Raw genomic sequence first — 12470 nt, 5'->3', positions numbered from 1 at the left:
GAACCGCCCCGACATTCCCCCGTGCCGCCCCCGCGTGAAGCAGTGGAGGGAGAACTATACGGCCCGCGACGGCTGCGGGCGGCCGGGACGGGTGGTGAAGAACACCGACAGGGAGCCCATGAGGCGCGCGCGGACGGTCTCCTCGTCGACGGGACCGCCCTCGGGGACGGGGGTGCGGTCGAGGGCCCGGTCGATGAGGACGTCGATGTTGCGGTCGGCGACGAGGACGGAGCACGTGTCGCAGGCGTACCACGGGTAGAGCATGTTGAGGACGGCCACGGCGGTGTCGTCGTCCGACAGGTGCGTGGTGTCGAGCTCGACCTCGAACATGTCGGTGTCCTCGGGGTCGAGCGTGGGGTAGTAGAGCCAGCTCGGCCCGTCCGCGCCGCAGAAGTCGCAGCCCGGGTCCCGCGGGGCGGGTTCGCCGACGGCGAGTTCCAGCTCGTGGTCCCACGGCTCCACCCGCCGGTTGTGGCGGTAGCCCACGCCGTCGAGCGAACCCTCGCGGTTGTGCGTGACGTCGTGCACCTCGCCGCCGCAGCGAGCGCACATGAAGCCGATGTCCTCCATGTCCCTCCCTATCGCTGAGGCACCGGCTCTCACAGTATCCGTCCGGCGGCCTCCGTCGTACCCGGGCGTGCGATCTCCGCCGCTACGAAGATCTTTCTTGCCCGTCAGCCCGCCGGGACGCGGTGGCGGGCCAGGTGGGCGAGGACGGACTGGTTGGCCTCCCAGCCGTCCGGAAACTTGACCGGGACGCCGAGGTGGACCGGTTCGGCCGAGGGGTGCGCGTCGAGCAGTTCGGGGATGCCCGCCCGCGCCACGACGACGCACGCGTGCCTGTGCCGGGACGTCAGGACGCAGAGGCGCCCCGACTCCAGGTGGAACGCGGTGGCGTCGCGGCGCCCCGACAGCGGATGCAGCACGACGGTCATGTCGTACTCGCGGCCCTGGAGCCGGTTGGCGGTGTCGACCGTGATGCCGTCGCCGTGCGGGCCGAGGGCGGCGCGGATCGCGGCGACCTGGTCCCGGTGGGCCGCGCCGATCGCGATCCTGCCCGCGCCGACGGGGTGCGAGCCGTGTTCGGAGTGGGCGACGGGCCCGCGCTGGAGCGCCCGGACGGCCAGCGCCGCCGTCGCGCGGACGGCCTCGGAGTCGGTGCGCAGCGTGTGCCGGGCGGGCAGCTCGTAGAGGCTCCACCCGGTGGCCGCGGCCTCTTCGATGGCCCGGTCGTAGGTCGTGCCCATGCCGCGGGTGCCGAACTCCAGCCGCCGGTCGCCCGGCTCCGTCCCGGCGCGGAACCCGGTGAAGGGGTAGAACGCCTCCGACACCACCGGAGCGGCCGACGCGGGCAGCCGCCACGACACCGGGAGCCGGTGGACGGGCAGGTCCGGGTTGTGCGCCAGCAGGACCGACACGGCGCTGCGCATCGGGTCCCACGCGAGGCCCGCCCAGCGCTCCACCTCGACGGTGGAGAACGGGTCGAGCTGGCCGGGGTCGCCCACGAAGAGCGCCCGCTCGAACCGGCCGGCGATGCGGAGCAGCATGTCGGAGCGCATCTGGTACGCCTCGTCCACGATCGCCCACGGCCACGACCCGTCCGAGAGCGTCGCCCATTTCGCCGCGGTCGCGATCACGACGGGGTGCTCGGCGAGGTCGTCGGCCTTCTGCGCGACCCGCACCGCCGGGTGCGCCAGCACGCGCTCGGACGGCACGTACCCCGACGCCGACAGCCGGCCGAGCGGCACGTCCGGATACTTGCCGGCGATGCGTTCGACGAGGTCGTCGACCTGCTCGTTGGTCTGCGCCACGATCATGAGCCGCTCGCCCGCCTCGACCAGGTGCGCGGCGGCGCGGACGACCAGCGTGGACTTCCCGGCGCCCGGCGGGGAGTCGACGACCACGCCGCGGTGCCCGCCGGCGAGGTCGGCCAGGACGGCGTCGACCACCCGCGCCGCCGCCTCCCCGGGGTCGGCGGAGGGGGGCTCCGGATCGTCCGCCGTCACCCGCACCAGGCGGGGGTCCGCGTGTTCGGTCACGACCATTCCTCTTCGGCGTCCTCGTGGGTCGGCACGTACTCCTCGGGCGGCCCGCCGTGCGTCCACGGCGTCTCCTCCCGGTCGGGGAACTTCGCCATGCCGAACGAGCCGTCCGTCAGCGACGTGAAGCACACCCGGTCGCCGACCCCGGGGACGACGCCCGGCTCGGGCGTGAGCTTGCGGCCCATCCCGCCGGTCAGCTCCAGCAGCACGGCGCCGCCGCCGATCTCCACGATCCGGCCCTTCAGCGCCGGCCGCGCCGCGCTGCACACGGTCGTCCCGGCGTCCAGGCGCACCGGGTCCGCCGTCGCGACCCGCAGGTGCGGGCGGAGCTTGGGCCGCTTGCCCGTCTCGTCCAGCCGCTCCGGGGCGCACTCGGTGACGACGCCGCCGAACGCCTGGCCCGCGAGCCGGTGCTCGGCCATGACGAGGGGGTCGTCGAACGCCCGCTGCGCGTCGTAGGCGTCCTGGGCCCGTTCGAGGTCGTGCAGCCGCCGCGCCGCCCGGACCGGCGAGTCGCGGCGCGCCTGCGGGTACGCCTCCCCGAACGTCTGGTGGTAGTAGGTGAACGCGTCCCGGTCGCGCTCCCACCGCTTCGGCACGCTCGCGCCCTCCGGCAGCCCGCCCAGCACCCCGACGGCCCGCCACATCAGATCCCAGGTAGGGGTGAGCTGACCGGCGAGCGCGGCCCGCAGCCGCTCCTCGGCGCGTGCGCCGCCGCCCGAGGCGTCGTAGGCGGCGATCGCCGGGGCGAGGACCTCGTTGTCGAACGTCGGGTCGGTCGCCGGACCCGCGGGCGGCCACGCGACCGGGTCCTCGGCGCGCGCCGCCGCGGCGGGGCCGTCGAGCCCGTCGGGCGGGTCGATCCAGCCCATCAGCGCGGCGAGGTTGCCGTCCTCCAGCGAACTCTGCCCGGTCGCCCAGTGCAGCCGCAGCAGCTCGGTCATGGCGCCCAGCAGCGACGAGCCGGGATGGTCGTACCGGTCGGCGAACCACGTCAGCCACCGGCCGAGCACCGGCACCGCCGGGTCCACCGCGTACGGGCCCTCCGTGCTGCGGAACCGCGTCGACCGCCCCAGCATCCGCAGGAACGCCACGCCGCCCCGGTTCGGCACCAGCAGCTGCGGCGCGTCCCCGTACCGGATCCGCTCCTCGCCCTCCTTGCCGGGCGGCAGCTCCGCCACCTCGCCGCGGCTCGTCTCGATGTGGTTCAGCACCAGCTTGGCGAGGTCGGCCGCGAACGCGAACCGCAGATCCCGGTTGCGCGGCTGCGGCACCACCAGCAGCGCCGGATCGTCCGGCGCGCTCCCGGCCAGCACCGCCAGCGGCGCCGCCGCCTCCCCGGCCAGCCGCAGCGGCACCAGCACCAGCGGCGCCTCCGCCACATGGCAGTGCCGCACCGTCGCGAGCGGCCGCGCGACACCCGCGGCCGCGGCCTCCAGCCGCGCGAGCGAGGACAGCGCGCTCATGCCGGCCCCCCTGCGCGCCTCATCGAGGCATCACGCGACCCCTTCCAGGGCTTCGGCGCGGAGGCGGGCCGCGGTGCGCAGCTGCTCGGCGGTCTCCGCCAGGTCGTCGGACGGGGCGAGCGAGCCGTCCGCCAGCGCCAGCGCCGTACCGATCGTGTCGACGCCGCCGAGGTCGTCGCGGACGGACCGGCCGAGCGCTCCGGTCGAGCCGCACGCGCGCGCCTCGTCCCTGCAGAAGAACGCCATCTCGCAGCCCGACATGCACTCGGGCGCGTACCGGGCCTCGACCGCGCGGACCGACTCGGCGAGCCGCTCCCCGGGCTCGAACGTCAGGTCGCCGGGCAGCTCCGCCAGGATGTCGTCGATGCGGGTGAGGCGCGCGAGCTGCCGTTCCAGGACGGCGAGCTGCGGCCGCACGTCCAGCGGCGTCGCCGTCGGGCGGTTGGAGAAGTTCTCCGGGCAGACTAGGAACACGTCATGCGACACCCGCCCGGGGTCGTGGCCCAGCTCGGCCACCATCCGGCGCAGCGCCAGCACGTACACCGCCGACTGCCGCGCCGCCGCCGCGACCTGCTCGGGCTCGGCCTGCCCGTCCACGACCGCGAACGACTTGATCTCGATGACGTGCAGCCGGCCCGCGAGCTGGAAGGCGATGACGTCCGGCTCCAGGTAGGCGAACCGCCCGGCGATCTCCAGCCGCAGCAGCGGGTGGTCGAACAGCGTGCCCTCGCCCGTCTCCAGCGCGCGGGCGACCAGCCGCCGCGTCCGCGAGTGGCGCAGTTCCCGGCCCTCGTTGCCCGCGACGACCTCCAGGTCGTCGTAGGCGACCTCGGGGACGTCCAGGCCGAGCCGCTCGCGCAGCAGCGTCAGCAGCTCCGCGCACCCGTCCGCCTTCACCTGCGCCTCGAACGCGTTCCCGCGCGTGATCGCGAACTGCGACTGGCCGAACGGGGCGGGGAAGCCCAGCTCCCGCGCCACCAGGTCCTTGTCGACCCCGGCGGCGTCCATCACGCCGCGGCGGGCGCATCCCGGGTTGGACGTCAGCGCGGCGATCGTCCGGGCATCGTGGTTGCGCGGGGCGGCGGCGCCGCGCAGCCCGTCCAGGTCGGGTGCGGTCTCGGTCATCGCTCCGTCTCTCCATTGCCGGCGGGGCGCCGCCCGGCGTCCCGCAGGGCCCGCAGGCGGCTGCCGAACAGCAGTTCCGCGTCGTCGAGCTGCGCCCGCGCGCGCCCGGCGGCGGACGCGCGCCGCCGCCGGTCCGGCTCGCGGTGCACCTCCAGCTCGGCCCGGGCGGCCTCGGCGAGCACGGCCGGATCGACGGTACCGACCGTACCGGTGACCGCGCCGGGAATGTTGGACGCGAAACGCCACAGCAGCCGCTGCGCGCCGGGGGACGGCGTCCCCCGGCCCGCGTGCTCGGCCAGCCGGACGGCGGACGTCAGGAAGTCGGTGCGCGGGCTCAGCGGGCCGACGATCCGCTGCTCCAGCGGCCAGGTGCTCACGGTGAGCAGCCCGCGCGCCGGGGCGAGCAGATCGGCGGTCAGCGCGGCGCACAGATAGTAGGGGCGCGCGTAGGGCGCGGTGCGGAACGAGCGCTCCTCGTCGCGGCGCAGGCTGGTGAGCCGGCTCGCCGGGACGCCGCCGGGGAAGAACGCCGCGTACACCGACCCGATCAGCTTGGGCGCGGCCGGTGCGCCGAGCAGCGTCAGCGCCTGGTGCACCTGCTCCCGGACGGGCAGCAGCCCGCGCGGACCATCGTCGCGTTCCGCGCGGTCGCCCGTGCCGGTGTCCGCGGCGCCCTCGCCGAGGACGGCGTCGTCCCATGCCTGTTCCGCCCTGCGCAGTTCGGCGCGCAGTTCCCTCGCGTTCGAGCGGTCGCCCGCCGCCACGGCCCGCCGGACGGCGGCGCGCAGCTCGCTGATGCGCGTCTCCAGCTCGTCGGGGGTCGGGACGCCGGGGGACCGGAACATGCGGCAGACAGTACCGGAGCTTCCAGACAGTTCCCGTGTTTTCCAGTCTTTGTGGCTATTCGTCCGAGTTCAGCGGGGTGCCCCCTTGTCATCACTCCCGGCCGGGCGGGAAGCTCGCGCGATAGGTGGCGGCCATGTCCTCGTCCCCGTGCCCCTGCTCGATCGCGCGGCGGAACCGCTCGCCCGCGGCGTCGTTGACGTCCATCCGGATCCCGGCGGCCTCGGCGGCATCGTGGATCAGCCGGGTGTTCTTCTCCGCGTTGCGGACGGCGAAGCTCGGCTCGAAGTCGCCCGCGAGGATGGCCTTCATCTTGGCCTGGAGGTAGGCGTTGTCGAGCGGCCCGCCGGTGAAGACCTCGCCGAGCAGCGCGGGGTCGAGGCCGAGGCCCTCGGCGAGCGCGACCGACTCGGCGACGACGGAGGTCAGCGAGATCGCGTAGCTCACCGCGGCGAGCTTGAGACGGGTGCCCGCGCCGCCCGCGCCGTCCTCGGCCAGCCAGAGCGTCTTCGCGCCGACGCTGCCGAACACCGGGTCGAGGACGCTCCGGGCGTCCTGCGGCCCGGCCGCGAGGACCAGGAGCCTCCCCTGCTCGGCGGGCTGCTTCGTCCCCTGGACGGGCGCGTCCACGAACATGAGCCCCTGCTCGGCGGCGAAGGCGGCGAGCGACGGCACGGACTCGACGCCGACCGTGCCCATCTGCGCCCAGACCTGGCCCCGCCGCAGCGACGGCGCCGCCTCCTTCATGACCGACATGGCCGTGCCGGCGCCGTCCAGGATGGTGATGACCACCTCGGCGTCCGCGACGGCCTCGGCGGGGGAGTCGGCCACGGTCGCGCCGTCGGCCGCGAGCGGCTCCGCGCGCGACCGGGTGCGGTTCCACGCCGTGACCTGATGACCGTCCCTGAGCAGGGTGCGGGCCATCGCCGCGCCCATGATCCCGGTACCGAGCATCGCGACCGCTGTCATGCTTCCACTCCTCTGAGTACTAACTGCCTTGTATGCGCCGTCCGCCACGAGGCGACGGCGATGTTCTTCCTACCCGGCGGCGGGCAGGCCCTGCGGGATCAGCCGAAGGCGGGGCTGTCGCCCGGCGTGTCGGCGTACACGTCGGTGTAGGGCGCCGCGAACGCGTCCAGGGTGCGGTCCAGCTGCGCCGACCACCAGGTCACCAAAGCGGCGGAACCGCGCTCGCCCGCCCCGTCCTCGCCGGCCCCGTCCTCGCCCAGGTACCGGTGGCGCAGCGGCGCGACGTCGCAGAGCCGCTCCCACCATTCGCGGTGCACGGCCGACTGGATCTGCCCGGCGTCCAGCGGGAACGCCGAGCGGTGCCCCCGCACGAACGCCTGGACGCGGTCGAGGTCGAGCCCGCGCTCGTCCCCGCACGCGAACAGCCGCGCCGCCGCCCGCACGACCTCACCGGCGACCGGGCCGGTCGTCAGCCCGTCCCAGCCGAGGACGGCGGTGACGTTGCCCGACCCTCCGTACCGCAGGTGCGCGGAGTCGAACGAGCCGTGCAGGTGCCCGACCGTCGTCACCTCGATCTCGGGCGGCTGGTGGCCGGCGAACTCGGTGAGCAGTTCCCGCCGCTCCCGCAGCCGGCGGGCGGTCAGCGCGTCGAAGTCGGTCCCGCCGTCGCCGGGGATGTCGCCGAGCGTGGCGTCGACGGCTGCGGCCGCGTCCCCGGCGCGCGGCGTCGGCACCAGCAGGCTCTGCTGGACCGGCGGCGTCAGCCCGTCGAGCGCCGCGTGCAGCCTCCCGAGCAGCTCCCCGAGGGCCTCGCACTGGCCGAACGTCAGCTCCAGCCCGCCGCGCCCGCGGCCGCCCACCCACGGGTACAGAACGTAGCCGCGTCCGCTGGCGGTGACCAGCGTCCGCCCGCCGCGCGCCGGTACCGGAGCGAGCACCGGGAGGCCGGCCTCGTCGAGCGCGGTGGTCACGGCGTGCTGGAACCGCATGCGGCGCCGGTCGGGCTCGGCGTACTCCCTGAGGAAGAACGCGCCGTCCGCCGTGTCGACGCGCCAGCACCGGCGGCCGGGCCCGGCGTCCACCCGGCCCGTACCCGCCGGCGCGCCGATCTCCCAGCGCTTCAGCAGCCGCGGCGGCACGGCTCCGGTGTCGGCCCGCGGGGCGTGGGCCCCGGGGGTGTCGGCACTCTGTGACGTCGGCACCTCGGCACCTCGGCTGCGTCGGACGGGCGGGTCGAATGGATGTTCTACGGCGACGCTACACGCCCGTCCCGCCCCGCGAAAGGGAACCGCCCGGGCTCAGGCGCGTTCGAGGACGACCACGGGGATGTCCCGGGTCGTCTTCTCCTGGTACTCGTCGTACGCGGGCCAGACGGCCGTCATCTTCCGCCACAGCGCGGGCTTCTCGTCGGGCGTCGCCGTGCGGGCCCGCGCGGCGAACTTGTCGCCCTTCACCTGGACCTTCACCTCAGGGTTCGCCTGGAGGTTCGCGTACCAGAGCGGATGGTCGTCCGCGCCGCCCTTCGAGGCCACGACCAGGTACGCGTCGCCCTCGGGCTGGTAGATGAGCGGGGTCGTGTGCTCCTTCCCGGTGCGGCGCCCGGTCGTGGTGAGCAGCAAGGTGACCGTCCCCTGCCAGTCGTGCCCCACCTCGCCGTCCGTCTCCTGGTAGCGCTCGACGTGCTCCTTGCCGAACAGCATGGTCTTCTCCCTTGTCCAGCGTCCGCAGCGGCCGCGCGGAACGCACGGCCGTCCTCTTAACCTCCGAACCCAGTGGGGCCTTCCCAGGGGAACCCCTCTGATTCATGGCGATCACTACCCTGGGTGCGTGACCGACGCGGCTGAGGTGGCGCGACGATGCGCCGAGACGATGTACGCCAAGGACAAGGTGGCGCAGGACCTTGCCATGCAGATCTCCGAGATCTCGCCGGGACGGGCCCGGCTGCGGATGACCATCGGCGACACGATGGTGAACGGGCACGGCATCGCCCACGGCGGATACGTGTTCCTTCTCGCCGACTCCGGTTTCGCCTACGCCTGCAACAGCCATGACGCCGTGACGGTCGCGGCGTCCGCCGACGTCGTCTTCGTCGCGCCTGCCCGCACCGGCGACGTTCTGGAGGCGGCCGCGGTGGAACGCACCCGCTACGGCCGCAGCGGCATCTACGACGTGACGGTGCGCCGGGTCTCCGACGGGGAGGTCATCGCCGAGTTCCGCGGCGGAAGCCGGAGCCGCGACCAGCGCGTCCTTGACGACCCCGCGCCCTAGCCCGCCGGGTCAGAGGTCGCGGAGGATCCTGGTGAGCAGGGCCTCGGTGTCGTCGGGGCGCGCGGCGGTGATGCAGAGGTTGTTCATGGCGCGCATGTAGGTGTCGACGTCCGTGGGCTTGTCGAGGTAGAGCGCGCTGGTGAGCTGCTCCAGGTAGACGACGTCGGACAGCCCCGGCTCGGCGAACCGCAGGATGGTGAAGGGGCCGCCGGCGGCGGCGTGGCCGCCCGCGCCGAACGGCACGATCTGCATCGTGACGTTCGGCAGCTCGGACACCTCGATCAGGTGCTCGATCTGCCGCCGCATCACATCGCGGCCGCCGAGGGGGCGGCGCACGACCGCCTCGTCCACGACGGCCCACAGCGTCGGGGCGCCGGGCGAGGTGAACCGCTCCTGCCGGATCGTGCGGAGCTGCACGCGGCGCTCGACCTCGTCCTCGGCGGCGTCGGAGAAGCCGAGCCGGACGACGGCGCGCGCGTAGTCCTCGGTCTGGAGCAGCCCGGGGACGAACTGCAACTCGTAGGTGCGCAGCAGCGAGGCCGCTTCCTCCAGGCCGAGGTACACCTCGAACCAGCTGGGCAGCACGTCGCCGTAGCGGTGCCACCATCCCGGGGTGTTGGCCTCCCTGGCCAGCTCCAGGAGGGGTGCGCGCTCCGCGGGGTCGGAGACGCCGTAAAGGGTGAGCAGGTCGGCGACGTCGCGCTCCTTGAACCCGACGCGCCCGAGCTCCATCCTGCTTATCTTGGAGTGCGATCCGCGGATCTCGTAGCCCGCCTCCTCGGTGGAGATCCCGCGCTCCTCGCGCAGCCGGCGCAGCTGCGCGCCGAGCAGAATGCGCAGGACGGTGGGGCCGCCCCGCCGGGGGTAATCGATCAGCCGTCCGGCCGGATCACCTTCGGACGGCGGTGTAGGGGCAGCTGAATCCTGGGCCAAGGGGTCACCAGCCAGTCGACGGGTCTGCTCGGAGGCGAACGGCACCGCCCTATGTTAGAGGATCCGAACGGGTTTTTGGGAAGTATGAAAAGCGTGACCGCTTCGGCTCCTCCGCCGCCGCGGTGAATACGTGCCCGCGCGGGGGCGCAAGGCCGGTGACCTGTGCTGTCGGTGGCCGAATCGCTGCGGAACGTGTCATCGCGGTGCCGGTCGACATGGCTGGATGGTCATTTTCGGGCATCCGGGGGCGGCGTTGGTCCATGAATTGCCCGGGGTTCCGGTGCACGGCGACCGACCGATTCATTCGGCTCCATTCGAGCGGTCTCGTGTGACGGGCGGATGACGGGGATCTTCCATTCCGGTGAGTTTCCGGGGAAGTCCGCGGCGGCGGCCGTGACGAAGCTCTCGTCGGCGGCGGGTGTGGTCCGGGGCGCCCGCGGCGTTGAAGGGATCAGAGAGGCGATCACCATCGCCGCTCCGCAGAGGCGACCACCACACGCGTATCTGGGAGAACGAAATGAACGCGACCCGTGAACGGCCGGAGATCCGGTTCCTGACCTCCGGGGATGTGTCGGCGCACGAGCGCGCGGCGGCCGAACGCGCCGTCCGGACCGCTCTGGCGGACGCCGAGGGGGTCACGTCCGTCCAGGTCACCCTGAGCGTCGTGGCCGACGCTTCCCTGCCGCGCCCGGCGCTGGCCCAGGCCGTCGTCGACCTGAACGGGCGCCGCGTCCGCGCCCAGGCCGCCGCACCGCGCATCGACGAGGCCATCGACATGCTCCGCGAACGCCTGGCGATCCGCGCGTCCTCATCACAGGTGAGCTGACCCCCGGCCGAACACGAAGCCCAAACGGCGGCGCCCCGCAGGGACGCCGCCGTTCCCATCCCCACCACCCACCGCACACAACACCCGACCACAAGCAGGGCCAGCGAAGGCTTCACCCCAAGCCATCGTGCCCAGAACCCGCATCAGGCCCGAAAGCTCGGCCGCCACACCCGGCCCTTGTCCGTGCCGCCCGACGCTTGCCTGTACTGCCCGGCTGCTCCTGCCTGACCCTTGCCAGTACCGCCCGGTCTTGCTGTTCTGCGCGGCCTTTGCCCGTGCCGCCCGACCCTTGCCTGTGCTGCCCGGCCATCGCGTGTGCTGTCCGGGCTTGCCTGCGGAGTCCGCTCTTGCTTGCGCCGCCCACATCGCCGGTATTGGCGGGACGCCTCGCCCGTATCGCCGATGAGCTGCCGGATTGGGCGGTGCCGCCGCACAGCAGGCGCTGCGACGGTCTCATTCCGGGCTCTTTCCCGGCCTTCCGGGACGGCCTGGAGTTTCCGTCCCGGAAGTTCTTTTCCGGCACACATGTCAGGGGCGGGCCGCGATTTCCGTGGTCTCCGGCTAAAGCGACGACCGGTACGTCTCCAGTCGTTCGGCGAGTTCTTCGGGTTGGCTGAGAGCGAGAAGGTGCCCGCCGGGCATGTCGTCCACCGGGATGCCCAGCCGCTCCTGCACTACACGACGCTGGAAGTCGAGCGGGAAGAAACGGTCGTCTCGTCCCTGCAAGAAGACTGTCGGGGTGCTGGGCCACTCCTTGAGCGGCCACGGTTCTGCGAACGGCGTCGCCGATTGCGGGGGTTCCTCCTGGGAGAACGCTTCGGCCGTCACTTCCGGTGGAACGTCGTGGAAGAAGGCGTCCTTGGCGTCGAACCCGGCTGAAATGGCCCGCCCCTCCTGGGCGGCGTAGTCGGCCATGGCTTGGGCCTGGCCGGTGTTCGACCACCACTCACCGCCTGACTCGCCGGGCACCGGAACCATGGCGTTGAGCATGACGAGCAGGTCCACCGGCCTCCGGTCGCAGACGAGCGGCGCCGTGAGGCCGCCCATGGACTGCGCCACCAGGATGAGGTCCGACCGGTCGCCGATCGCCTCCATCACCGTGTCGGCATACGCCTGGAGACCGGCCGACTCGTCGCTGGCCGGAAGGTCAACGGCCACGACATCATGACCCCGCGCCCGTAGTTCAGGCACAAGCCTGTGCCAGTACCATGCCTGCCCCCCGGCTCCGGGGACGAGGACGTACGTCGCCATGGTCACCTTCCTATACGCGCATCGGAACGCCTGTGAGTTTCCCGAAACGTTCGCTCCTAATTTAGGAGTATTTCGTACGATACTAGTGTGATTGGTCGTAGGAAGTACGGCGACCCGTGCGGCATCGCGCGGGCGCTCGACGTCGTGGGGGAGCGGTGGGCGCTGCTGGTCGTCCGCGAACTGCTTTTCGGCCCGAAGAGGTTCGCCGCCCTTCACCGCGGCCTTGTCGGCATGAGTCCGAACGTCCTATCGCAGCGCCTGCGCGACCTCGAGGAAGCCGGAGTGGTCCGGCACCGGCAGCTCGGACCGCCGGTGAGCGCCCGCGTCTACGAACTGACCCCTCGCGGACGGGACCTCGAACCGGTCCTCCTCGCGCTCGCAACGTGGGGCTCCCACGGTCCGCTCGACCCCTCCTACACCGCCGAACTGAGCGTTGACGCGATGATGCTCGCGCTCAAGACGACATTCGACGACGCCGCAGCCCCGACCATGCGCGCCCGCCTGACCCTCCGCCTCGAAGACACCGTGTTCGTGGCCGAGATCGAGTCCGGCCGATTCCGCATTACCCGCACTGACACACCCCCGGACACGGACGCCACCCTGACCACCGCTGTCGCAACGTTCAGATCCCTGGTCTTCAGCGGCCGTCCACTGACGGAGGCCCTGAAGTCCGGCGACGTACAGCTAGAAGGCGACCAACCCCTGGCCGAGCGTTTCCTGGCCTGCTTCCCCAGCCCCACCCGGAGC

The 12470-nt window shown here is 72.9% G+C and carries 13 protein-coding genes; 3 read left to right on the top strand and 10 right to left on the bottom strand.

What is annotated here, in order from left to right; all coding sequences use genetic code 11:
• Positions 1-54: 54 nt before the first annotated feature.
• From E1266_RS10530 to E1266_RS10495, 8 genes are all read right to left on the bottom strand, one after another.
• Positions 55-570, bottom strand: a complete 516-nt coding sequence (locus tag E1266_RS10530; protein WP_132046129.1) for a hypothetical protein — start codon at positions 568-570, stop codon at positions 55-57.
• A gap of 104 nt (positions 571-674) precedes the next feature.
• Positions 675-2039 (bottom strand): AAA family ATPase, encoded by a 1365-nt coding sequence (locus E1266_RS10525; RefSeq protein ID WP_243718347.1) that lies wholly within the window; start codon positions 2037-2039, stop codon positions 675-677.
• Positions 2036-3508, bottom strand: coding sequence for a hypothetical protein (locus E1266_RS10520; protein ID WP_132046127.1), 1473 nt, complete (start codon positions 3506-3508; stop codon positions 2036-2038). The genes E1266_RS10525 and E1266_RS10520 overlap by 4 nt, the downstream gene beginning before the upstream one ends.
• 30 nt (positions 3509-3538) lie before the next feature.
• Positions 3539-4633, bottom strand: coding sequence for a hypothetical protein (locus E1266_RS10515; RefSeq protein WP_132046126.1), 1095 nt, complete (start codon positions 4631-4633; stop codon positions 3539-3541).
• On the bottom strand, positions 4630-5478 hold the full coding sequence (locus E1266_RS10510) for a hypothetical protein (protein WP_132046125.1): 849 nt from the start codon (positions 5476-5478) through the stop codon (positions 4630-4632). Before E1266_RS10510 ends, E1266_RS10515 begins: the two co-directional genes overlap by 4 nt.
• Positions 5479-5569: 91 nt before the next feature.
• Positions 5570-6445 carry an NAD(P)-dependent oxidoreductase gene (locus tag E1266_RS10505; protein WP_132046124.1) on the bottom strand — a complete coding sequence of 292 codons (876 nt, stop codon included), beginning with the start codon at positions 6443-6445 and terminating at the stop codon, positions 5570-5572.
• A gap of 98 nt (positions 6446-6543) precedes the next feature.
• A complete protein-coding gene (locus E1266_RS10500; protein ID WP_243718346.1) occupies positions 6544-7647 on the bottom strand; it encodes a phosphotransferase in 1104 nt (367 codons plus the stop codon).
• 96 nt (positions 7648-7743) lie between these two features.
• Positions 7744-8145: a nitroreductase family deazaflavin-dependent oxidoreductase gene (locus E1266_RS10495; RefSeq protein WP_132046123.1), complete on the bottom strand. Its 402-nt coding sequence runs from the start codon at positions 8143-8145 to the stop codon at positions 7744-7746.
• A gap of 127 nt (positions 8146-8272) precedes the next feature.
• Here E1266_RS10495 and paaI point away from each other — a divergent pair, with 127 nt between their 5' ends.
• The gene (paaI, locus tag E1266_RS10490) at positions 8273-8713 is read left to right on the top strand and encodes a hydroxyphenylacetyl-CoA thioesterase PaaI (RefSeq protein WP_347876711.1); all 441 of its coding nucleotides are present in this window, start codon (positions 8273-8275) and stop codon (positions 8711-8713) included.
• A 9-nt stretch (positions 8714-8722) separates the two neighbouring features.
• On the opposite strand, the gene E1266_RS10485 is transcribed toward paaI, so the two are convergent.
• Positions 8723-9589, bottom strand: a complete 867-nt coding sequence (locus E1266_RS10485; protein ID WP_132046153.1) for a helix-turn-helix transcriptional regulator — start codon at positions 9587-9589, stop codon at positions 8723-8725.
• A gap of 574 nt (positions 9590-10163) precedes the next feature.
• On the opposite strand from E1266_RS10485, the gene E1266_RS10480 reads away from it, so the two are divergent.
• Positions 10164-10472 (top strand): hypothetical protein, encoded by a 309-nt coding sequence (locus E1266_RS10480; RefSeq protein WP_132046122.1) that lies wholly within the window; start codon positions 10164-10166, stop codon positions 10470-10472.
• A 561-nt stretch (positions 10473-11033) separates the two neighbouring features.
• On the opposite strand, the gene E1266_RS10475 is transcribed toward E1266_RS10480, so the two are convergent.
• Entirely contained in the window at positions 11034-11723 is a 690-nt protein-coding gene (locus E1266_RS10475) for an alpha/beta fold hydrolase (protein WP_132046121.1), read from the bottom strand.
• A gap of 87 nt (positions 11724-11810) precedes the next feature.
• On the opposite strand from E1266_RS10475, the gene E1266_RS10470 reads away from it, so the two are divergent.
• Positions 11811-12470 (top strand): helix-turn-helix domain-containing protein (locus tag E1266_RS10470; RefSeq protein WP_207945534.1); only part of this gene is annotated, 660 nt, incomplete at its 3' end.

The organism is Actinomadura sp. 7K534, from assembly GCF_004348575.1.
Classification (GTDB): domain Bacteria; phylum Actinomycetota; class Actinomycetes; order Streptosporangiales; family Streptosporangiaceae; genus Spirillospora; species Spirillospora livida.
This window is presented reverse-complemented; position numbering and strand designations above follow the sequence as displayed.